The 23,755-nt window shown below is 33.0% G+C and carries 22 protein-coding genes, 2 tRNA genes and 1 riboswitch; of the genes, 1 reads left to right on the plus strand and 23 read right to left on the minus strand.

Going from position 1 to position 23,755, the window contains the following annotated elements:
* Positions 1 to 50: 50 nt before the first annotated feature.
* The 12 genes from ACJTHF_RS11065 to ACJTHF_RS11120 form a co-directional block, all read right to left on the minus strand.
* The gene (locus ACJTHF_RS11065) at positions 51 to 458 is read right to left on the minus strand and encodes a GNAT family N-acetyltransferase (RefSeq protein ID WP_232157039.1); all 408 of its coding nucleotides are present in this window, start codon (positions 456 to 458) and stop codon (positions 51 to 53) included.
* Positions 459 to 651: 193 nt separating this feature from the next.
* Positions 652 to 1,473 (minus strand): alpha/beta fold hydrolase, encoded by an 822-nt coding sequence (locus ACJTHF_RS11070; RefSeq protein WP_232157041.1) that lies wholly within the window; start codon positions 1,471 to 1,473, stop codon positions 652 to 654.
* Positions 1,474 to 1,671: 198 nt separating this feature from the next.
* The gene (locus ACJTHF_RS11075) at positions 1,672 to 1,914 is read right to left on the minus strand and encodes a type I restriction enzyme endonuclease domain-containing protein (protein WP_407812620.1); all 243 of its coding nucleotides are present in this window, start codon (positions 1,912 to 1,914) and stop codon (positions 1,672 to 1,674) included.
* A 318-nt stretch (positions 1,915 to 2,232) separates the two neighbouring features.
* Positions 2,233 to 3,750, minus strand: coding sequence for an SIR2 family protein (locus tag ACJTHF_RS11080; RefSeq protein ID WP_232157043.1), 1,518 nt, complete (start codon positions 3,748 to 3,750; stop codon positions 2,233 to 2,235).
* Between the two features lie 148 nt (positions 3,751 to 3,898).
* Entirely contained in the window at positions 3,899 to 4,378 is a 480-nt protein-coding gene (gene rlmH / locus ACJTHF_RS11085) for a 23S rRNA (pseudouridine(1915)-N(3))-methyltransferase RlmH (RefSeq protein WP_025906271.1), read from the minus strand.
* 295 nt (positions 4,379 to 4,673) lie between these two features.
* The gene (locus ACJTHF_RS11090; protein ID WP_078354894.1) at positions 4,674 to 5,456 is read right to left on the minus strand and encodes an MBL fold metallo-hydrolase; all 783 of its coding nucleotides are present in this window, start codon (positions 5,454 to 5,456) and stop codon (positions 4,674 to 4,676) included.
* A 40-nt stretch (positions 5,457 to 5,496) separates the two neighbouring features.
* Positions 5,497 to 6,288 (minus strand): two-component system regulatory protein YycI, encoded by a 792-nt coding sequence (locus ACJTHF_RS11095; RefSeq protein WP_048542836.1) that lies wholly within the window; start codon positions 6,286 to 6,288, stop codon positions 5,497 to 5,499.
* Complete coding sequence (locus ACJTHF_RS11100; protein ID WP_048542837.1) at positions 6,288 to 7,610, minus strand: YycH family regulatory protein; 1,323 nt, start codon at positions 7,608 to 7,610, stop codon at positions 6,288 to 6,290. The genes ACJTHF_RS11095 and ACJTHF_RS11100 overlap by 1 nt, the downstream gene beginning before the upstream one ends.
* The gene (gene walK, locus ACJTHF_RS11105) at positions 7,603 to 9,444 is read right to left on the minus strand and encodes a cell wall metabolism sensor histidine kinase WalK (protein ID WP_048542839.1); all 1,842 of its coding nucleotides are present in this window, start codon (positions 9,442 to 9,444) and stop codon (positions 7,603 to 7,605) included. Before walK ends, ACJTHF_RS11100 begins: the two co-directional genes overlap by 8 nt.
* A gap of 9 nt (positions 9,445 to 9,453) precedes the next feature.
* The gene (gene yycF, locus ACJTHF_RS11110; RefSeq protein ID WP_025906262.1) at positions 9,454 to 10,155 is read right to left on the minus strand and encodes a response regulator YycF; all 702 of its coding nucleotides are present in this window, start codon (positions 10,153 to 10,155) and stop codon (positions 9,454 to 9,456) included.
* 167 nt (positions 10,156 to 10,322) lie between these two features.
* Positions 10,323 to 10,395: transfer RNA gene (locus ACJTHF_RS11115), tRNA-Asp, on the minus strand.
* A gap of 18 nt (positions 10,396 to 10,413) precedes the next feature.
* Positions 10,414 to 10,488: transfer RNA gene (locus ACJTHF_RS11120), tRNA-Glu, on the minus strand.
* Between the two features lie 107 nt (positions 10,489 to 10,595).
* On the opposite strand from ACJTHF_RS11120, the gene ACJTHF_RS11125 reads away from it, so the two are divergent.
* Complete coding sequence (locus tag ACJTHF_RS11125; protein WP_048542842.1) at positions 10,596 to 11,480, plus strand: YitT family protein; 885 nt, start codon at positions 10,596 to 10,598, stop codon at positions 11,478 to 11,480.
* A gap of 718 nt (positions 11,481 to 12,198) precedes the next feature.
* On the opposite strand, the gene ACJTHF_RS11130 is transcribed toward ACJTHF_RS11125, so the two are convergent.
* The 11 genes from ACJTHF_RS11130 to serS all read right to left on the minus strand — a co-directional run bounded on the left by ACJTHF_RS11130 (position 12,199) and on the right by serS (position 23,719).
* Positions 12,199 to 12,336, minus strand: a complete 138-nt coding sequence (locus ACJTHF_RS11130; RefSeq protein WP_153654248.1) for a hypothetical protein — start codon at positions 12,334 to 12,336, stop codon at positions 12,199 to 12,201.
* Between the two features lie 328 nt (positions 12,337 to 12,664).
* Entirely contained in the window at positions 12,665 to 13,951 is a 1,287-nt protein-coding gene (locus tag ACJTHF_RS11135; RefSeq protein ID WP_058590706.1) for an adenylosuccinate synthase, read from the minus strand.
* Positions 13,952 to 14,237: 286 nt separating this feature from the next.
* Positions 14,238 to 15,638 (minus strand): replicative DNA helicase, encoded by a 1,401-nt coding sequence (dnaB, locus tag ACJTHF_RS11140; RefSeq protein ID WP_025906258.1) that lies wholly within the window; start codon positions 15,636 to 15,638, stop codon positions 14,238 to 14,240.
* A gap of 100 nt (positions 15,639 to 15,738) precedes the next feature.
* A complete protein-coding gene (gene rplI / locus ACJTHF_RS11145; protein ID WP_048542849.1) occupies positions 15,739 to 16,185 on the minus strand; it encodes a 50S ribosomal protein L9 in 447 nt (148 codons plus the stop codon).
* Positions 16,185 to 18,149, minus strand: a complete 1,965-nt coding sequence (locus ACJTHF_RS11150; protein ID WP_048542851.1) for a DHH family phosphoesterase — start codon at positions 18,147 to 18,149, stop codon at positions 16,185 to 16,187. Before ACJTHF_RS11150 ends, rplI begins: the two co-directional genes overlap by 1 nt.
* 14 nt (positions 18,150 to 18,163) lie before the next feature.
* The gene (locus ACJTHF_RS11155) at positions 18,164 to 19,081 is read right to left on the minus strand and encodes a DUF2232 domain-containing protein (protein WP_232157076.1); all 918 of its coding nucleotides are present in this window, start codon (positions 19,079 to 19,081) and stop codon (positions 18,164 to 18,166) included.
* Positions 19,082 to 19,162: 81 nt separating this feature from the next.
* A complete protein-coding gene (gene metX, locus ACJTHF_RS11160) occupies positions 19,163 to 20,131 on the minus strand; it encodes a homoserine O-acetyltransferase MetX (RefSeq protein ID WP_058590792.1) in 969 nt (322 codons plus the stop codon).
* A gap of 71 nt (positions 20,132 to 20,202) precedes the next feature.
* A riboswitch (SAM riboswitch) is annotated at positions 20,203 to 20,304 on the minus strand.
* A gap of 66 nt (positions 20,305 to 20,370) precedes the next feature.
* The gene (locus ACJTHF_RS11165) at positions 20,371 to 20,697 is read right to left on the minus strand and encodes an AzlD domain-containing protein (RefSeq protein ID WP_119469375.1); all 327 of its coding nucleotides are present in this window, start codon (positions 20,695 to 20,697) and stop codon (positions 20,371 to 20,373) included.
* Positions 20,694 to 21,338, minus strand: a complete 645-nt coding sequence (locus tag ACJTHF_RS11170) for an AzlC family ABC transporter permease (RefSeq protein WP_058590793.1) — start codon at positions 21,336 to 21,338, stop codon at positions 20,694 to 20,696. The genes ACJTHF_RS11165 and ACJTHF_RS11170 overlap by 4 nt, the downstream gene beginning before the upstream one ends.
* 463 nt (positions 21,339 to 21,801) lie before the next feature.
* Positions 21,802 to 22,317, minus strand: a complete 516-nt coding sequence (locus tag ACJTHF_RS11175; protein ID WP_048542856.1) for a YceI family protein — start codon at positions 22,315 to 22,317, stop codon at positions 21,802 to 21,804.
* A 124-nt stretch (positions 22,318 to 22,441) separates the two neighbouring features.
* Positions 22,442 to 23,719, minus strand: a complete 1,278-nt coding sequence (serS, locus tag ACJTHF_RS11180) for a serine--tRNA ligase (RefSeq protein WP_078354847.1) — start codon at positions 23,717 to 23,719, stop codon at positions 22,442 to 22,444.
* Between the last annotated feature and the right edge of the window lie 36 nt (positions 23,720 to 23,755).

Consider the following 23,755-nt stretch of genomic DNA (forward strand, 5'->3'; position numbering starts at 1 on the left):
ACTAATTTAAATCTAATAATGTTTCAGTATTTCAACATAATCTTGATTAATTAATGCTTTTTAACACATTTATATCTAATAACTCCAGGATATTTCTCACCTAAAGACAAAACTTCAAAACCTAACCTTGAATAAAAAAATACAGCGTCTCTATCCGTTTCTGCTACTATTACTTTATTAGGATACAAGTGATGAATTTTATTTATAATTTCTTTTCCTATGCCTTGCTTTTGAAGATGTTTTTGAACGGCTATATGCTTAATGACAATTTCTTTATCACTGTTAGATACACCTACTAAACCAATTATATAGTTATTATTAATGACAGAAAATAATATATTATTACTTACTTTATATTCATTTTCGATAGCTAGCATATCTTCAACTTTCAATATGTTTTTTAAGATATCTATCAGAACAGGGTAATTTTTAACATTGTCTATTTGATTAAATATCATCATTATCACTACCTTTAATTAAATCGGAATTAATTATAAATATATCTTGAATATTATATATAGTCAGAAACCAAATAGAATACACTAAAGCCTAATTTAAAGGCATTTGGCGTTTTATTTGAGTTGACATAATTAAACCTTATAAATAGTTGAAATTTTCAATATCTACTTTTGAGTTAAACTGTTTAAACCGTTAATTATTAGAGTTATTGGAAAAGAACTCAGAAATCAATTTGAAAAATGGTTTTGGAGATTCAAGATTAGCTAAATGAGTTGTATTGGGTATTGTAACCTTTTTAACACAAGAAATTTCTTTGCTCATTAAATCAGAAATATCATGAAAATCTTGAACATCATATTCACCATTAATAAGTAATACGGGCACTTTGATATTTTTAATTTGAAAAATATTATCCTCTGTTTCTATTTCTTCATAAGAATAATCGGGTTCGGCTTTAGTTAAAATTTGCATCTGCATATCAAGAACTAATTTTTTTACATCTGGATTGATGTCTTCTGATTTCCTATAGGCTAATATCCAAGTTTTATAGTTTAATTGTGCTGTTTCTTCTATTTTGTCTTCTTGTAATAATTTTTCTTCTTTTTCCCCATAATTTTGTAAGAAAGATGAATCCTGCCATCCACTGATATCTGGAGACAAAAGGGCTAAACTCAGACACTTTTCTGAGTTCTCTAAATAAAAATCAATAGCTAGTTTCCCACCAAATGAGGCTGCTAAAACGTGCGTACGTTTGATATCTAAATGTGTAAGTATTTCATTAATAATATTGCTATAAGAGTAGTTTCCTCCGGTAAAATCACTTAAGCCGAAACCAGGAAGGTCAAGCCTAACTACTCGATAATTTTCTGATAATAAGTGGAATTCTTTGTCCCACATACGTGAATCAGAAATTCCAGCATGAAGTAATAATAAATTTTCACCATTACCTTTTGATTCGAAATAAATATTTGCTCCAGTAGCCTCATAAATACCTTTAAATTCATTTGTATACATATATACTAACCTACTAATTATAATCTTGATTAATTATTCAAAATGAATATAAAGTACTCATCATTAACATAATAGGTTTTATCGGTCTACGTTACTTATAATATAGAATACCTTTCTCATAGTTCTGAATTTTATTGAATTCAATTTTTCAATAGCAATAAAAATTTATAATTTTTAGCTGGATAATTTTTTGAAGTTTTATGCTTGCTCTAATACTTGTTCAAAAATTTCATTATTCCATTTAGAAGGAAATCCATTACTGTGTAATAATATTACAAGATCACGACGTAACTGATTTTTTATATCATTGCGACTAGACCAGTCAGCATACTTCGCTTTATCATCTGTCTTGCCTGATGAACGTAAAATATTACGTATATTAAATAATATTCTTTTTAAAGTTTGTTCCTTTTCTTTACTAGTTTTTTGGCATACGCTTATTCTCTCTTAACAATTTTTCATTTTCTAGACATTTTAAAATTTACATTATTATGTTATTATTTCATAAAACTAATCAAAACATTTCAACTTTATAATTAGCCATTAATCAATATTATATGATTAGTTTGTTTATAATAAAATTTAAACCTACACATTTATTATAATATAGGCGAATGCACAATAAAATAAATTAATCGAAAAATAATTTTATTTTATTATTATTTTGTATGCACTCTAATTTAACGCACCCTTCTACATATTATTTAAATGTAATGTGGCTATTTAAGAACTTTTCATAAAAAGCTATATATTTAATACCTACTCATTCATAACTGGATTGGAACCATATTTTTTCAAGTCATACGCACACAGTAATTTCTTGTATGAAGTATTGTTTTTATTTTCGAATTCAAGAAGATACTTTTTTAAATCTTTTAAAGGAATATTTCCATTCATTACATTATATACAAGAACATTCTCTTCTTTACTTGTCGCAATGGAAGAATTGTTGCTTATTTCCTCAACTGTAGAACACTCTAATTTAAATCGATCTTCTAAAGTTTTTAGTATGTTTTCAATTTTTTTATTTTGTTGTTTTTTAAATTTTTCTATATTATTAATTTTAGAATTAATTTTACTAAAGCAAAATATTGGGAAAAATTGATTTTTTTGAATTGTTTGCTTATTAATTACTTCAAGAATTTGTTTGTTTTCTTCTTCTTCTATCTGAAAATATTTTTGCATAAGTTCTGGCACAGTTTGAAACTCATATTTTATCGTTTTTGGAGAACCAATAGCTAGTATTTTTTCATTATTATTTAAATCATCAATATCTTCTGTTATTTCAACCCTAGTTTTACCACCTATATAAATATCTTTTACAACATTCTGAACTTTACGTATATCCATAGCAGAAACTGATAGTTCTAGGTTACCTAAAGCTTTATATATACTACTGTAATCTTCAGTTTTTATTTTATTAATTCTAATAACTTTATTATTTTCTAACTGAATATCGTGTTCCATAACCTCTTTATTTTTAGAACCTTTGTCGAACTCTACAAGTAAAAAATTCCTCCTAATTCTTTCAGATAAGTCACTATTAACATCTACATATTTATAAATAGTTTCTAAAATATCTCTTATATTTTCATCGTTTATGCTATAACCTAGAAAAATAATTGGATTATGAATAAATAGAGATAATAATTGTGCTCTAATTAATTCATAACTAGTATTGAATTTATTGTAATCTTCACTCGTTAATACAATTTTATCAGGTTGGCTTATGCATCCGTGTATTTTATAAACAGATCCATAGGGATTACTTAATAATATTTGATTACCTATTAAAGGATTAAATTCGAATAAGTTTTCTACCAATTTGTCATAATTAGTAGTAACAATTGACCCAATATTCTTTCTAGCCTTTTTCATATGAATAAATTCATCTTCAAACTCAGTTTTAAAGTTTAGCTGCTTAAATAATTTTGATATATAGATTTTAAATCTACTAATATTTATTCCATTTTCCATTAAATTATAGTATTCATCATTGATTTCTTTAAAATTCCCATCTCTTTCGTTTTTTAAAGTTTCATTGAATAAGTTTTCTATCTTTTCTCCTAATGCTGGGAAGTCGTAAGAGGAGTCTTCTTTTTGACATTCATCTTTATAATCATAAAATATTTCTTTATTTCCTGTTAACTGATAACAGATATGTTGAAGTAGATTTTCCCAACTATAGCTATTATTTAAGTACCTTAAGCTTAAACCAGTACCGATAAATAATACTGGATGATTTGAATACTTATTTATGAACTCTTCTATTTTCAAAATTATACCTCTTTTCTTTTTTATTATACACAATCTATTTTTAGTTTTATTCTTGATCTACTTCAAGTAAATATAAGTACTCTTTTTTAAAACCTCATATGTTCTGATACGGTCAAAATCCCTTTACAAAGGGGGTAAAAAAACCGCATCATTTATGATAAGCTTCCCCACGCATGATCTTAAATGCGCGATACACTTGTTCCATCAGGATGACTTTCATCATTTGGTGTGGGAATGTCATTTTGCTGAATGATAGGGCATAGTTGCTGCGTTGTAATACTTTTTGATGTAGTCCGTTTGATCCGCCGATGATAAATGTGATGTGTGAATTGCCTCTTGTCATGAGGTTATCGATTTCTTTACTGAGTCCTTCGCTTGTTAACATTTTTCCTTGTATTTCCAGGGTAATAACGTAACTGTCTTGTTTGATTTTAGACATGATTCTATCCGCTTCTTTTTCTTTCACAATCTCTATATCTTTATCGCTCATATTATCAGGTGCTTTTTCATCTGCTACTTCGATGAGTTCTGTCTTTGTATATGCACCTAAGCGTTTGTTATATTCATCTACGGCTTGTTTCCAGTATTTCTCTTTTAGTTTTCCTACCGTTATGATTGTTATCTTCATTTTTATCCACCTTTATTCATCTTGTTAAAAGTTATCCACATGTTATTAACTTATACACAGTTTTCTTTATTATTATATCAACAATTTTAATTTTTTGTACGATTTCTAAATATTAAGTCGTTTATTTTTATACATTTTATTATGATTTATCCACGGATTTATATACATTGTGGATAAAACAGTGGATAACTACATATATTATTCACAGTTTGTGGACATTTGTGTATAACTGTGGGTATATATGTGCACAAACTAAAAAGATATCCCCAAATCAATAATTGGGGATATCTTTTTTTTAAATATAGTATATTGGTGTTGCTTTTTCTTTATCTGTATCACATAAAATGACTTCTTTATTTGTATCAATATCATGTTCGTTTAATACTTGACCGACACTCATTCTTGCTAAATCTTTCATGTTGTTGTCTTGGCTTAAGTGTGACAGATAGATACGTTTCGTGCTACCTGTTATAACATCACACATTGCATGTGCTGCATCTTCGTTAGATACGTGACCCATGTCGCTTAATATACGTTGTTTCGTCTTCCATGGATATTTGCCCATTCTTAACATATCCACATCGTGATTACTTTCGAATACAAAGGCATCACTTCCGTGTATCATGCCTTTCATGCGATCTGACACATAACCTGTATCTGTAATCATCGTTAACTTTTTATAGTCGTTATTAAAGATATAGAACTGTGGGTCTATTGCGTCATGTGACACGCTAAATGATTCGATATCCATACCTGCTAAAGTCTTTGTTTCATAAGGTTCAAAGTGAAATTTTTGATCTAGTGGTATGTTTTTATCTTTAACTTCTATCATTTGCCATGTCTTTTTGTTCGCATAGATAGGTAGTTTATACTTTCTTGCGAGTACACCTAACCCTTTTATGTGATCGATATGTTCGTGGGTTACTAAAATACCTTCTAAGTCGCTGATGTTACGGTCAATTTGTTGAAAGAGACCTTCTATTTTCTTTCCTGTTAAGCCAGCATCGACAAGTAGGCTTCCTTTATCTGATTCTATATAAGTGGCATTTCCTGTACTGCCACTTGCGAGTACGCTCATTGCGATCACAAGTGTTCATCTCCTTTAATTACTGCTTCTCTTACGATTCTTCTAATATGGTAGATTCTGGTTTAATAGCATCGATATACAATGTCTTCGTATCTGTTTTACCGTCTTTTTCGGATTTAATTTTAACTTCCCATGACGGTACAAGTACTTGTCCGCCTATTTCTTTAACGACACTGTAGTAACCTAACCTTACAGACTCTACTTTATCACCTTTTTTAAGGTATGTGTTGTAATACAATGTCTCTAAAGCTGTCTTCGCATCTGCTATTTTGCGTTTATTATTGTTGTCGCCATTTCCTGGTTTAAGTTTGTCTAAATACGTTTGTGTATATGACTTAGCTTTATCATTATCCATATCTATGACGATTTGTCCTTTGTTGTTGTTGAGTATTGGTAAATCTTCATAGTTTTGTTCATAGACGACTTTGTTTTTATCTGTGTTGTTCTTTTTATATTCGTAATCTTTACCTTTAAAAGCATCTTTGTTAATAAAGCTCTTAAATGATGTTTGTTTACTATCTTTATCTAAATCTGCACTGACGTCTTTGTTGATTTTCGTGTCTTTTTCACTTAATGAATAAACACCTTCAAGTTCATCTGAATCGAATGATTTACTACTACCTGTTATGGCTTGCATCTTCTTATCTCGATATTCTGGTAACTGCGGAATGTCTATGCCTTCTTTAGCAAAATTAACATCTGATTGTGCGTTTGATTCTTGAACAATAGAATTATTTACTTTATTAAAGTATACAACGACTAATCCTATATTAATGAGAATAAACACAATGATGAAGAGTGACTTAGCATGTTTCCAATCCATTAAGAAAGCCCTCCATTCTCGTACCGTTTCCATTCACCGTCATATTTTACATACCATTTCGGTGTAAATTCAATCGTGTCTTGTAAGTTATTAATTTCGTCTTTTGGTAATGATAAATCATAACCAATTGCTAAATTCGTAACTTTGTTAAAATCAATCGAACCATTTGAAGCTAGGTTAAATCTAACTTCTTCTGATGAAGGTAATCCATCCGCTTCTTTTTTAGACGGTACGGCTACTCCTGTTGTAATAAGACCGCGATTATATTCATTAATCGTATCTCTACCCCACACCGCTTCTATTGAAGATAACTTATCATCATTAAACACTGGATAATTATTTAAGAACATTTGATAGTCTATTTTACCAGACTTTTGATCCGTACTAAATAGACGGAATTCATCTGTATATCCTGCATGTTCATTAATAAATTTAAATGAATTTGTAATCGATTTTGACATATCTTTTTGACGATTTTCATCTTCTGATAAATTCGTATAACGATATGTTTGTTTCGCTTCATTCACGGTAGAAATCCCCGTATTGTTATTATAAGTCGAGACGTTATGTTCATTACTACGCGCAATCACCGAATCACCGAGAATAACGTCATTTAATTCAGATACGGATATTTTGTTAGAAACGTAACGGTAAATATTCATATTATCCGCATTCTCTGGTGCATAAATTTGATTGATTTCATTCGTAGTCGTCTCATTTGTAATCATGCCTGTATAAGGTTTCAAATCAGGTGCTGCTTCTTTATTCACCTTATCAAATTGCGTGCTTTTAATATTTGTCTGTAGTTTAACAGCCTTTTGTTTATTCTCACTTAAAAGATACACAACAGCTTCTTTCGTTGATTTCGTATCTACAAGTATTCGGTCAAAATTAATATTAGGATAATAGTTCATATTCATGCCTAATACTTGGTTCAAATACATTTCACTCGGAATGCTATCGGGGAAGTCTAAAATCGTATATCGTTCAGATAAATCTTCAAGTTGAACGACTGACTCACTGCTTAAAATATCAACTTTCTTCACTTCTTTACTCAACAATTGATCAGTAATCTTCTTGATATCTTTCACGTTAGACGTCCCTTTCACGTCCGTGCCATTTCGATTAATCATTCTAAATGGCATAATCACACTATCAATAGGCTTACTAATTTTAGGTCCAATAGAAGGTGTTTCTGTATTCACATCTGTTTCTAAATCTGTCAGTTCAGGTGTAAATGTCCATACACGGTATGTCATAAACACACTGATAAGCACAAGGATTATGAGGATAGTAGATTTAATCAGTTCTCTATTACGCATCCCAATCACCAAACTCATCTTCCATGACTTCACATGGTAATGTTATATAGATGGATGTACCTTGACCTTCTTTACTGCTCGCCCATATTCTACCTTTATGTGCTTCTACGATTTCTTTAGTGATGGCTAAACCTAAACCTGTACCACCCATTTTACGTGCTCTCGCTTTATCTACTCTGTAGAAACGATCAAAGATTTTATCTACTTTATTCACCGGGATACCAATACCATTATCTTTAATTTGTATTGTCATTCGGTTATATAAAGTATTTTGTTTCACATGAAACTCTACACGTTTATGAGATTCTTGTGAGTATTTAATCGCATTTGTAATAACGTTATCAAACACTTGTGTCATCTTATCTGGATCAATTTCAACGAATAAACCTTTAACAGGTATGTCTCTAATAAATGTCACGTTCTTACCTTGTGTCATTTCATGTCTATTAATGATTTTGTTAATAAACATATTAAAATCAATCAATTCAGAGTTCATTTGATCACTTGAACTGTCCATTTTAGAAAGTTGTAATAAGTCATTAACAAGACGAATCATACGGTCTGTTTCTTCACGTGTAACATTTAAGAATGTTGGTGCAACTTCGGGATCTCGCCATGCTCCTTCTTCTAATGCTTCTATATAACTTCTCATAGATGTTAGTGGCGTACGCAATTCATGTGAAACATTCGCAACGAATTCACGTCGTTCATTTTCTAAAATGTGCTGCTCCGTAACGTCATGTAATACGGCAATATAACCATTGATAAATCCTGTATCTTGAATAATTGTACTGAAGTTAACACGCGCGATAATACCTTCTTCACTATTAATATCAATAATGAAACTATCATTATTCTCTTGTAAGTCATCTAATGAATAATCATCATCAATATTTAGAATATCTAATATATGTTTCGCTTCTACATCGGCACGTTCTAGACCTAACATTTTAAGCGCCATTTCATTAATAATACGTACGCGACCGCGTCTATCAGTAGCAAGGACACCATCGCTCATATGTGTGATAACCGAGTCTAGACGACGCTTTTCACTTTCAGTATTAGCTTGTGCTTCTTGTACACGTTTAGATAAGTTGTTAAATGACAGCGCAAGTTCACCGATTTCGTCATTTCCGTATATCTTAACGCGCTGCGTATAGTTACCTTTAGACATCTCTAACGTTTGGTTACGCATGTCTGATATAGGTTTCGTAATGGTTCTCGCAATGAAGAAACCGAGCACGATTGTGATCAATAATGAGATTGCTGTACCGATGATGAAGATTTGGTTAATGTTGTTTAACTGTTCGTAAACAGAATCAATATCTGATTCAACATATATATCTCCGACGACTTCACCTTCGTATTCAACAGGTTTATTTTTGATCCATACTCTATTACTATCGGATGAATCATTTTTTAATACGATTTTATCATTAGCTTTTCCTAAAGATAACGCCTTTTGTACAGAGCTATCGTTTACTTTTTGATTGACGGTATTTTGATTAGTAGCTTTAGATGTCGCCACAATAATTTGATCTTGATCAATAAACTTAATCTCATCAATTTCAGTTCTATTGGCATAATCATCTAATATACTTTGTATTTCTTTTTGGAAGTTCCGATTTGGATCTTCTGAGTTGTACGTTTTCTTTATGTTGTAATTAATCTGTTTCACGTGCTGTTCAATATTTGTCTTGAAGTTACGTGTCAGTTCTTTCTCAAGACTATTTGTAAAATATAATCCAATAATTTGCATACCAATAATGATTAATAAAACATAAATAACGACAAGTTTAATGTGTAAGGACTGAAACTTCTTTAGCCAATTCATAATATCAGCCTACTCTTGTGTTTGTAGGAAATAACCCACACCTCTACGCGTCACAATATATTCTGGGTGTGATGCATCGTCTTCGATTTTTTCACGTAGACGACGTATCGTAACATCAACTGTACGTACATCTCCAAAATAATCATAACCCCATACAGTTTGGAGTAAGTGTTCACGCGTCATAACTTGTCCAATATGTTTTGCTAAATAATGAAACAATTCAAATTCACGGTGTGTCAATTCGATATCGACACCACGTTTTTTAATTGAATATGCATCAGGATATACGGTAATATCTTTAATGACGATTTCATTTGTTTCTTCGTCTTCTGTTTGCGTTGGTTGAGAATAATGTCTACGTAAGTTTGCTTTCACACGCGCGATTAATTCACGTGTTGAAAAAGGCTTCGTCACATAATCATCTGCACCTAACTCTAACCCTAGAACTTTATCAATTTCTGAGTCTTTTGCTGTTAACATAATGATTGGCATTTCAAATTTCTTACGAACCTCTCTACAAACTTCCATACCATCTCTACCAGGTAGCATAATATCTAGTAATACGATGTCTGGTTCTTCTGCATATATCAAATCTACTGCGTCATTACCGTCATATGCGCAATAAACATCATAACCTTCTTTTTTTAAATTAAATTCAAGTATATCTGCAATTGGTTTTTCATCATCAACGACTACTATTTTTCTAGCCATACATTTACCTCATTTCTTTTTGAAAATAAGTATCTCTAAGCACACAATTGTGCATGATATCCTATACTATAATTTAACACTATTTGTCTATTAATTCTATTGTTTGACGTTAATCTATGATTGAACAACAAAAAAATGCTTATCGTTATTACGATAAGCATTAAAAGCGGTCCCGACGGGAATCGAACCCGCGATCTCCTGCGTGACAGGCAGGCATGTTAACCGCTACACTACGGGACCTTATGTATAAAATTGAGATGGTGACCCCTACGGGATTCGAACCCGTGTTACCGCCGTGAAAGGGCGGTGTCTTAACCGCTTGACCAAGGGGCCTCTATTTAACACAAGATTGATTATAGCATGACTAATATACAGAAGACAAGATTTTATTTTAAATTTTTTATATAATAAATATAGAAGTATTAAAAAGGGATGATAATATGGAACAAGCACAAGCTATTAGAAAAGGACATCGTAAATTACGTAAAGGAGAAATCCTCAAACGATTCATATTTATCACCATCGGCAGTATATTAATGGGGGTAGGGTTAGAATTATTTTTAGTTCCTAACAATCTACTAGATGGTGGCATTGTCGGTATCGCAATTATTTTGAGTCATCTCACCAATTTAAAGCTTGGAATATTTATCTTTCTACTAAATATTCCGTTTTTCTTTTTAGGATACAAGCAGATTGGTAAGACATTCACGATTTCTACAATTTACGCAATTACAATATTATCTATTACAACAGCCTACTTACATCATTTTGATCCTTTTATTAAAGAAGCGTTTTTAGTAACGATCTTTGGAGGCGCAATTATTGGTTTAGGCGTAGGTCTCGTAATACGATATGGAGGATCTTTAGACGGATCTGAAATCAGTGCTATCTTAATCAGTAGTAAAGCACCATTTTCAGTAGGCGAAATTGTCATGTTGATTAACTTCTTCATATTTACAGCTGCAGGATTTGTATTCACTTGGGAATCAGCGATGTTTTCCGTTATTGCTTATTTTATAGCTGCTAAGATGATTGATGTAACCGTTCAAGGATTTGATGAATCAAAAGCCGTATGGATCATCAGCGATACATATAGAGATATCGGAGAAGCCATCAATGACCGACTTGGTAGAGGTGTGACATATCTGAATGGAGAAGGCGCATATACAGGCGAAGATAAAAAAGTCGTATTCTGTGTCATCACACGATTAGAAGAATCCAAACTAAAAGATATCGTAACAGAAATAGATAACACCGCATTCCTATCAATTGGTGATGTGAGCGAAGTAAAAGGTGGACGCTTTAAGAAAAGAGAAATACATTAAATCACAGTAAAATGCATAAGAATTTATGATTTCAAAGTATAGATAGACGTCTATGATTGCGGACAGTCTTAATTAGGAAGCCTGATTAAGTTAGTGTCTAGAGCGCAGTTGGTAGACAACCTTGAAATGATAAGTTTTTATGCTTTTTTTGTTGGGGGTGGATGTATGGTGAGAGTCGGGCGATGTATGAGGGACGACGGGTTAGGATTGAGTTGGGTCAAGGTGAGGTTGATTTAGGGTTCGCGGAGAATCTCTTGGCTTTATTCAGAAGTTAAGCTATGACTTGAGTAATCTCTTGGCTTTATTCAGGACTTAAGCTAAGACTTTGGCGATCTCTTGGCTTTATTGGGAAGTTAAGCTAAGACTTGGATGATCTCTTGGCTTTATTCAGAAGTTAAGCTATGACTTGAGCGATCTCTTGGCTTTACTCGGGAGTTAAGCTATGACTTGGGCAATCTCTTGGCTTTACTCAGGACTTAAGCTATGACTTGGATGATCTCTTGGCTTTACTCAGGACTTAAGCTAAGACTTGGATAATCTCTTGGCTTTACTCAGGACTTAAGCTAAGACTTGGACGATCTCTTGGCTTTATTGGGAAGTTAAGCTATGACTTTGAACAGAACTCAAAAATATAAAACTTAATGAGTCTATTATATGTTTCATGTAGTCCCTTAATGACCTTTATTTTTTCTGATTGTTGCTTCCATATATATATCGGTCAAGGCCTGTAACTTTTTTGATAGGCTATACCTGCCTTTAACGTCTCATTTTCATTTCTAAGTCTTTCAAGTTCTTCGCGTTCATTTTCATTTAAAGGTAAATTTTTATTATTTGATTTAGTTCGTTTTTTAGCCATACTTTAAGATCCTCCTTTTGTTTATTATCTTGTCTAAATTTTAAAACAGATAATTTAAATTTGCTAGTATAAACAGTATGTCTACTTTTTACACTCCCAAACAATCAATTATGTACATTTTTACATTGACATTTAACTCACATGTTCATCAATCTCGTGAGTTTATTTCACCTTTAACTCACATCTGCCCCCAATCTCGTCCGTTTCCCTAAACACCCCCAACAACTCAACTCACACCAACTCAACTCACTCCAAACCTTACAACACCTTTTCCCAATATGAAAAAACCAGCAGATACGCTACATATCTGCTGGTTTCTCTTTATTTATTAGTCCCATAAGTTTTCTAGTAGGTTTGTTTGGTTTCTATCTGGTCCTACTGAGAAGATAGAAATTTTAACGTTACATAATTCAGAGATGCGTTCTAAATAACGACGTGCGTTATCTGGTAATTCTTCTAGTGAACGGCATCCTGTGATGTCTTCTTCCCAACCTGGTAGTTCTTCAAAGATTGGTTTACAACGTTCTAATTCGTTTAAGTTTGCTGGATATTCAGTGATTTCAACACCATCAATTTCGTATGCTGTACAGATTTTAACTGTTTTTAATCCTGTTAATACGTCAATTGAGTTGATTGATAAATCTGTAATACCACTTACACGGCGTGAGTGACGTAGAACTACTGAGTCAAACCAACCTACACGACGTGGTCTTCCAGTTGTTGTACCGTATTCACGACCTACTTCACGGATATGGTGACCATCTTCATCAAATAATTCTGTTGGGAATGGACCGTCTCCTACACGAGATGTATAAGCTTTACATACACCAATTACTTTAGATACGTATGTTGGACCAACACCGCCACCTACTGTAACGTTACCTGCAATTGGATTACTTGAAGTAACGAATGGATATGTACCGTGGTCGATATCTAACATAACACCTTGAGCACCTTCGAATAATACTTTTTCATTGTTTACGAAAGCATCATCTAATAATTTAGCTGTGTCTGTTACATAATCTTTCAAACGTTGTCCTGCTACATAGTAAGTTTCAAAAATTTCTTCAAAAGTGAAACCTTCAGCGTTGAACATTTTTTCGAATAATTCATTTTTATATTCAAGATTTTCTTTTAAGCGTTTTTCAAATGTTTCTTTATCTAATAAATCAGCCATACGGATACCGATACGTTGTGCTTTATCTACATAAGCTGGACCGATACCTTTTTTAGTTGTACCAATTTTGTTATCACCGCGTTTTTCTTCTTCTAATTCATCTTGTTTAAGATGATATGGTAAGATGACTTGCGCACGGTTTGAAATTCTTAAATTGTCTGTTGCAACTCCGCGTTCATTTAAAGCATCTAATTCTTTCAATAAAGCTACTGGATCAACAACTACACCGTTACCGATAACACTTGATTTCTCTTGATAAAAAATACCTGATGGTACTAAATGTAATTTATAAGTTTCTCCATCAAATTTAATTGTGTGACCTGCATTGTTACCACCTGAAAAACGTGCAATAACGTTTGCATCCTCTGCTAAGAAATCTGTGATTTTACCTTTACCTTCGTCTCCCCATTGCGTCCCAACGACTACGATTGATGACATGTGAGCACCTCCGCTTTTTCTCATTAACCATTAAGTATTCTATCAGTACTATCCTTAAATTGCAAACTAAAAACGAACATTGATTGCGAGTGTTAAATTACAATTCTTATTCATACCGGAATTGCTAAAAAACACCTTAACCACAGTATTTAAAAGGATTATAATCGTTTTATTCATTTTCAAAAACACAAACTTAAGCACATAAGTGTTACTTTACACAAAACAAAAGACGTACATTTTTGCTTAATATGCAATAAATGTACGTCTTTTAGCTCAAAAACTTTTTTTATCCAAATTCCATTCCAGCATGTTGATAGTCAATATCGGTGAATTTGTTATATTGTTTCATGAAGTGTAGTTTAACGGTTCCTGTTGGGCCGTTACGTTGTTTAGCGATAATGATTTCAATTTCACCATTCTCGTCTTGTGCACCCGCATCGACCGCTTCTCCGTCTTCATCTTCGCCACCTCTTGAATAATAATCATCTCTATATAAGAAAGCAACAATATCCGCATCTTGCTCAATCGAACCAGATTCACGAATATCACTCATCATTGGTCTCTTATCTTGTCGTTGTTCAACACCACGAGATAACTGACTTAACGCAATAACAGGACATTCTAATTCTCTTGCGATTGCTTTAAGCATACGAGAAATTTCTGATACTTCTTGTTGTCTATTATCTGAGCTACGAGAACCACTACCTTGAATTAATTGTAAGTAGTCAATCATGATCATATCTAATCCATGTTCTTGTTTGAGCCTACGACATTTAGCACGAATATCCGTAATTCGGATACCTGGTGTATCATCGATAAATATTTTCGTTCTTGATAGTTTACCTACTGCAACTGTAAACCTGCTCCAGTCTTCCTCGGTCATTGAACCTGTACGTAATCTATTTGAATCTACATTTCCCGTACTACATATCATACGTGTAGCAAGTTGATCAGCACCCATCTCTAAAGAGAAAATACCAACTGAATACAAATCTTGGTGTGTTGCAACTTGTTGTGCGATATTTAATGCGAAGGCAGTCTTACCTACTGATGGACGTGCCGCAATAATGATTAAATCATTTCGGTTAAACCCTGCTGTCATTTGGTCTAAATCTCGATAACCAGTTGGTATACCTGGTGTTTGTCCATTATTTTGATCGAGCTGTTCGGCATTATCAAACACAATACTTAATACATCTTTAATATCTTTGAAACCTTCCGTACCTCTTGAAGCAGAAATCTCTAAAATTCTCTTTTCTGCATCTCCTAACAATGATTCTAAATCAAGCTCAGGATTATACCCATCTTCAGCAATACTATCCGCCACACGAATGAGTTGGCGTTTCACTGCATGTTTAAACACAATATCTATGTAGAAATGTATGTTTCTTGTTGTTGGGACATTATTTGCTAATTCTGCTAAATAGGCTGGACCGCCCGCTTCTTCTAATAATGATTCTGCTGCTAACTGATCCATCAATGTAACAGAGTCAATTTCTTTATTCTGTTCATTTAGCATTAACATCGCTCTAAATATGTGTTGATGATTTGCACGATAGAAAGCTTCAGGTATTAATGTTTCACCTGTTGAGTTAATCAGTTCAGGATCAATCAAGATTGCACCGATAACAGATTGTTCAGCCTCTATACTATGGGGCATTTGTTTTGGGTTCATCATATTATCCATACCATCCATACTGATTACTCCTTTCCATTTTTTAATAATTTTTATTATAACGCATTAAAATAGGTCGGTAAATCAAATACCGACCATTTTATTGATGCCTTTATTCTTCAACAACATGTACTTTTAATGTGCCAGAAACTTTGTTGTGTAGTTTAATTGGTACATTTGTATAACCTAAACTGTGAATACCATTTGGTAAGTCCATTTTACGTTTATCAACTTTGATTTGGTGTTGTTTATCTAATGCTTGCGTAATTTGTTTCGTACTTACTGACCCAAATAATTTACCGCCTTCACCTGTTTTAGCCGGAATTTTAACTTCTAATTCTTTAAGTTTTTCCGCAAGTGCTTTAGCATCTTCTATTTCTTGTTGTTTGATTTCTTCTTGACGTTTGTTTTGTTGTTCTAATTGTTTTAGGTTTCCAGGTGTCGCTTCTACAGCATAATTATTTTTGATTAAATAGTTTTGGCCATATCCTACTGGTACGTCTTTCACTTCACCTTTTTTACCTTTACCTTTAACATCTTGTGTGAAAATAACTTTCATTATTCTTCCACTCCTTTTTCATCTGATTCAACAACCTGAATTAATGACTCGATTGCTTTTTCTACTGTTGTATTTTTAATTTGTGTTGCAGCATTGGATAAGTGGCCGCCTCCACCAAGCGCTTCCATCGTTAATTGTACGTTAACTTCTCCTAATGAACGGGCAGAAATACCAATTGTATCTTCTGACCTTCTTGCTACTACATAAGATGCTTCTACACCTTCTAAGCCAAGCAACTCATCTGCTGCTTGTGCAACTGTAACGGGGTGATACGTTTCATGATCTTCACCATGCGCAATTGCGACACCACCGTGGAATAATTTAACCGTCTTAATTAAGTCTGAACGTTTAATATACGTATCGATATCGTCTTTTAAGAAGTGCTGGCAAAGAATGGTATCTGCACCATGACTTCTTAAAAAGCTCGCAGCATCAAATGTTCTTGATCCTGTTCTTAATGTGAAATTACGTGTATCCACAATAATACCGGCTAACATAATCGTTGATTCGATTCTCGTTAAACGATGTTCTGTTGGTTGATATTCTAACAACTCAGTAACAAGCTCAGCTGTTGAACTTGCATAAGGTTCCATATAAACAAGTAATGGACTTGAGATGATACTTTCGCCTCGACGATGGTGGTCAATAACGACTTTTCTATTTGCTTTATTAAGCAAGTTCTCATCAATTACAAGTTCAGGTTTATGTGTATCCACGACAACGAGTGTTGTACGAGGTGTCATTTCATGCCAAGCTTCTTCTGATGTAATAAATCTTTCTTTCAAATCAGGCTTCTCGTCTATTTCAGCCATCACACGTTCTAATGTACTATCAATATCCGAATCGTTTAATACAATATATGACTCAAGATTATTCATCTTCGCAATACGTGATACACCGATTGCTGCACCGATTGCGTCCATATCTGGTGATTTATGACCCATAATGATCACTTTGTCGCCTTCAATTAAGATATCTCGTAACGCATGGGATATCACACGCGCACGTACTCTCGTTCTTTTTTCCATCGGGTCAGTCTTACCGCCGTAGAATCTCACGTTACCATTACTATTTTTAATGGCTACTTGGTCACCACCACGGCCGAGTGCTAAGTCTAAACTTGATTGTGAAAGTTCACCTAGCTCAATTAAGTTCTCACTACCTTCACCAATACCGATACTCAGTGTTAATTGGTGACCGATGTCTCTTGTCTTATCTCTTAAATCATCTAATAAGTTGAATTTCAACGTTTCGATATCTTCTAATATACTCTTGTTTAATAACGCTATAAATTGATCAGCACTATAACGTTTAATAAACAATTGATAACGTGATGACCAGTCATCTATAACACTTGTAATCAGACTATTGATTTCTGAACGTTGAGAGTCATTCATGTTCTGTGTAATTTCATCAAAGTTATCTAAGAAAATAGTTGCTATGATTGGTTTTTCATTTTCATATAATTCATATACACGGGAAGATTCAGTAATATCAAACAGATAAATAGACTGTTCATCTTCAGTATAAGTGACTTTATATTTGTATGATCCTTCTTCAATCTCTACTTCTGAAGTATTTTCTAATCTTTTTAAGATATTCGGAAATACTTCGTTAATTGGTTCGTCTAAAACGTCTCGTTCTAATCGTTTATTAACAAAATTATTAATCCATTCGATATGGTCATTTTTGTCTAATAATATGACGCCTATTGGTAAGTCACTGACTGCACTTGTTTTACTTTTCGTAATTCTACCGGCTAAACTCCCAATATATAAATCTAATTTCAAAAAGCTCTGTCTAACAAAAAATATGCTTACTGCAATTAGAATTATCGTAGCAACCGTCGAAATAATCGCCCAAAATATTGAATTAAAAAAACTGAATACAACTAGCACCAAAGCTAATATCATCATAATTATGTACGGAAATATTAGGGCTTTTTTAACAGATTGACGGTTCATAAACTCACCTCAATTTACTTTTTTATACGTTGTTTCAAGTTAAACCAAATATCCATTAATCCGAATAAGTACGCAAATGGTTTAAATATAAATGCCAATGCAAAGATGATGACACCTACTATAATTGGTAATTTTTTAACTTTTACAAATAAATGGAACAACGATAATGCTTGTATAAATATAACCCATTCTAACACAAATTGTAAGTTAGTGACTATGCCATACGCCACTACATTATCTTTCGTGACAAACAAGCTCACAAGTACTGTAATCACAAAAACGAATGCAACGCTTCTGTTGATTTGCCACATAAATAATGGTCTGAACACAGGTGTTGCGACTTTGAATTTTCTTAAAATCGGAAACGTCACAACTAAATTCACAAGCACAAATAAGAATACCCATAATACTATATACCCAGGAATGCTCGCTTGTAATATTTCTAATGAAACTTGTAAAGATTCTTCAATTTCAGTTGTTATATTACCACCCATTTGAAAATACGACACTAATACATCATGGTACTGATTAAAGAACTTGCTCGTTAAAGGTAAGTTTCCCGTAATTTGTAAAATTAACACACTACCTATCGTTAAAATACTCATAAATGTTGTCACTAAGTACAAAATACGTTCTTTAGATGTACGCTCAATAAGTAACTGTCCAATAAATACACTCATAAAAATAACAAGTGTCATGGCAGTTAATAAGAATACATGATTAAATAACACAGTTGCACATAACGTTATGACAACCGTCACAAAAAAGGACGGTTTAGAGCGATACCAAAGAATCGTTCCTGGTATCGTAATAAATGGTATGATCAATATTGCTAATAATGGTACAAAGTTTATAATAGCGGCACTTAGAACTAGTATAAGTGTTGCTATGATTGTCGCTTTTATATCGACTTTAAAAGACAAATTTTTCACTTCCCAATCTAAATTAAACATCTTTCTCTATTTTACAGATTTTTATCCTTTAAAACAATGTAGGTGACTTTTAAGTTGATATCAGCGTGCTTTAAATTTATATAATTTTAAGAAATGATAAACGTTAGGTGCCCAATCTCCAAAATTCAATAAAAACCCATCATGGCCCACGTTGTCTGGCACATAGAAATGTCTATGATACTTAAAGAATCGACCTAAAGCTCTCACTTGGTCATCTGGATATAATAAATCATCCGCAAATCCTAATGTTAATACTTTCGTTTCTAGTTGAAGTAGACGTTCCTCAACATCATCTCGTCCTCTAAATATGTCGTGACTGTCTAAAACATCTAACAATGTTAAATAGCAGTCTTTGTTAAATACTTCTTTAAATTTATTGCCTTGATATTTTTGGTAGCTTACAACATCATCTGCAGAAAATCTTGATTCGTAATCTTTACTTGAACGATACGTTAAAAAGCCAAGTTGTCTTGCGATGCTTAAACCATCTTGTCCGTTCATATGAATGACTTGTCTTGCAATCTCATTAAACGCTCTACTATATGATGAAGTCTTCTCTGTAGCAGCTAATATGACTGCTTTTTTCACTTCAATCGAACCGTCATAAAGCATTTCTAACGTTTGCATACCACCTAAAGAGCCACCAATTAATACATCAATTTTTTCATAGCCAAATTGTTTCAATCCTAATATGTTTGCTTTCGCAACATCTCTCATCGTCAAATGTTCCGGGAAATTTGGAGTATTCAATCTTGAACTTGATCCATAAGGACTGCCAATTACATTAAATGTTATAAATTGATAATCATTAATTGAAAGGTAACCGCCATCTATAATTTCACGCCACCAACCTGCATGCTCATCATCACCATATGTTAAATGGTTGCCTGTTAGCGCATGACAAACTACAACGAGTGGCTGGCCTTTATAACCCACATACTCATATTGAAGTTTCAAGTTATCAATCACTTCACCAGATTCTGTTTCAAAATGTCCAAGATCTACTATGCCTGTTTCTCGAGAAATAATCACATTAAAACCCCCCTCTTATTTAAATTGAAAGACTTCTTACTCGTCAAAGAAGTAAGAAGTCCTCATCATCCTTATTATGCGAGTATACTCGTTGGTAGTAGCACCGTATCTATTATGACCGGTTGCTGAAGTGTCGTCGGGCCAATTCCCTCAACTTCTCTGAATAAGCTTTGCTATGTAATTTATATTAAGAATACTAGAAATGAGCATTTCTTTCAATAAGTTAACGAATGAAATTAAAAGACTAATCTCACAATCGCCATAATAAACATACCAGCTATAACTGTAATCGTTAAACTTTTAAATATGAGTGCTATTAGAATTGTTGGTATCGAGACTATAATACTCTCAAAATTTAACGTAAACCCCGCATTGCCTTCTTGATTTAACATGCCTTCTAGTATTAATGCCGTAAAGAGACATACCGGCACATATTGTAACCACTTGATCACACTTTCAGGTAAGTCCGCTTTTGATAACAATACAAATGGAGAAACACGGATAATCCAAGTTAAAACAAAACAACTTATCGTAATTAAAATTAAATACATCGATATACTCATTTATCAAACACCACCCCTACGACAGAAGCAATAATTGTCGACACAATAATGGATAAATAAGTTGGCATAAATAATGTCAGAATAAGCATGCATACAATCGTTAATAATATTAAATAAAGATATACTAAGACTTTGCTTTTATGTATCGTTTCAAACTGAGCAATTAATAAAAATATAAACATCGCTGTTAAAGCATAATCGAGGCCAAACATTTCAGGTTTAGGTATTAAGTTACCGACTAAACCGCCAATAATAGATGTGACAATCCATAATAAATAAGCTGAAATATTTAAACCATGCATCCAAGTCGCATTGAGTGATTTCTCTTTCACATATTTCGTAATCGCAACACCGAATGACTCATCCGTTACAAGTGTGCCTATTCCTATATTCGACCAAAAACCATTTCCTTTAAATGCTGGGACTAAAGCCAAACTTTGAAGAAACATTCTTGAGTTAACAAAAAATACCGTCAATAGAATTGCTGAAATAGGGGAGTGGATGGCGACCAACGCACATATAATAAATTGAGCAGCACCCGCATAGACAAAAATAGACAACAATGCAATTTCCAAAATAGATAAACCAGATGAAATACCGACGATACCAAAAGCTAATGCAACACTAAAGTATCCAAGCATAGTTGGTATACAATCTTTAACACCTTGAAGAAACAAACCTTTATTCGTAATACTCGTACTTGTCACAACGATGCCTCCAATCTACAGTTAAAGGTAAGTCTAACGTTTGTCTAACCTCAATCTTACTTACCTCTAAAGAATTTTAATATGTATTAGTTTTATCATACCTATATTACTTTATCAATAACACTTGATTAAATATTCGGAAAATAATTAATCAATTTGATACTGGATTAATCATTTGGGCTTAGATGGCCATAGATGATCAAGTCTTCGTGCGTTATACCTTGATTTTGTACCTTAGCGCACGATATCTCTCAGTCTTCGTGCGTTATGCCCTTATTTTGTACCTTAGCGCACGATATCTCTCAGTCTTCGTGCACTTATATTTATATCTCAAACCATATAAAAAACAGCAGAAATTCAATTGAATGAATTTCTACTGTTTGATTATCTATATAAATTATTCACTTAAACCGAATTCTGCACTTGCCTCGAATTTAACATCTCTACCGATCATCACGCCACCAGTTTCTAATGCTTGGTTAAATGATACGCCGTATTTTTCACGGTCGATTTTACCAGTTACTGCGAAACCTGTTACTGTTTCACCATTTAATGGGTTTTTACTTACGCCGTTGAAATCAACGTCAAATGTTTCTTCGTGTGTTACGCCAGCGATTGTTAAATCACCTGTAATTGAATCTTCACTGATTGATTTTGATTCAAATGTAATATTTGGATTTTCATCTGCACTAAAGAAGTCAGCTGATTTTAAGTGAGCGTCACGGTCAGCGTTTTTAGTATTGATTGAATCTGCTTTTATTGTAACTGTTGCTTTTAATGTAGAAAGGTCATTAATATCTCCTGATACTTCTACGTTATAATCTTCAAAAGTACCTTTAACGCGAGATACCATTAAATGTTTTACTGTAAATTCTAAACTACTGTGTGCTTTGTCGAAATTGAAATTAGTCATCTGTCAAAACTCCCTTTATTTATTTTGTATAATTAGTATATCAAATATAAAAAGTATATTCAAGCATTAAATCAAAAAAAGAGTAACCAATATATGATTACCCTTTTTGTGAGATTTAACTCACTTATAATTCAATTGTTTTTAAGCCGCCCATAAATGGTACTAATACTTCAGGTACAGTGATTGTACCGTCTTCATTTTGGTAGTTTTCAACGATTGCAGCAAATGTACGACCTACTGCTAATCCACTTCCGTTTAGTGTGTGTACGTATTCTGGTTTCGCATCTTTGCTTCGTTTAAATCTTATATTTGCTCTTCGTGCTTGGAAATCTGTCATATTTGAACATGAACTGATTTCTTTATAATCGTTGTAACTTGGTAGCCATACTTCTATATCATATGTTTTAGAACTTCCAAATCCAATATCCCCTGTACATAAGTTCACAGTTCTGTATGGTAATTCTAAAGCTTGTAAAATATTTTCAGCGTGTTGAGTTAATTCTTCTAGTGCTTTAAATGAATCTTCAGGTCTTTCATATCTCACCATTTCAACCTTATTAAATTGGTGTAATCTAATTAAACCTCTTGTATCTCTACCTGCTGAGCCAGCTTCACTCCTGAAACATGCAGATTGCCCTGTAAATTTAATTGGGAATTGTTCATCTTGTAACACTTCATCACGATAGAAGTTTGTTAAAGGTACTTCAGCAGTTGGAATTGTATATAATCCTTCTTTTTCTACTTTAAATAAATCTTCTTCAAATTTAGGCAATTGGCTAGTACCAAACATAGAATCTGCGTTTACAAGTTGAGGCACCATCATTTCAGTATAACCATGTTGCGTTGTATGCATTGTTACCATGAAGTTCATAAGTGCTCTTTCAAGTTGTGCACCTTTGCCTGTTAAGAATACGAAGCGTGCACCTGATACTTTAGCAGCTCTTTCAAAGTCTGCCATCTTAAGATTTTCAACTAAATCCCAGTGCGCTTTAGATTCAAAATCAAATTGACGTGGTGTACCCCATTTACGTACTTCTACATTATCATCTTCATCTTTACCCACTGGTGTTTCATCACTAATTAAATTAGGAATTCTTACTAATCTGTACGTAACATCTTCATTTAATTGATTTAAATTTTGGTCGATTTCTTTAATTTGATCGCCAACTTGACGCATTTCTAAAATAACATCGTCTGCATTTTCTTTATTGCGTTTCTTCTGCGCAATTTCACCGCTTACTTTATTACGACGTGATTTAAGTTCTTCTGTTTGAGCAATGAGTTCACGGCGTTTTTTGTCTAATTCTAAAATTTCATCGATGACCTTTGGATCGTCACCTCTTTTGGCTACTTTATCTTTAACAAATTCCGGTTCAGACCTAATTAATCTTATGTCTAACATAATATTTCCTCCCTCTTATACTATAATTGTTTAAGA

It is taken from the genome of Mammaliicoccus sp. RAM2 (genome assembly GCF_045897195.1).
GTDB classification, from domain to species: domain Bacteria; phylum Bacillota; class Bacilli; order Staphylococcales; family Staphylococcaceae; genus Mammaliicoccus; species Mammaliicoccus sciuri.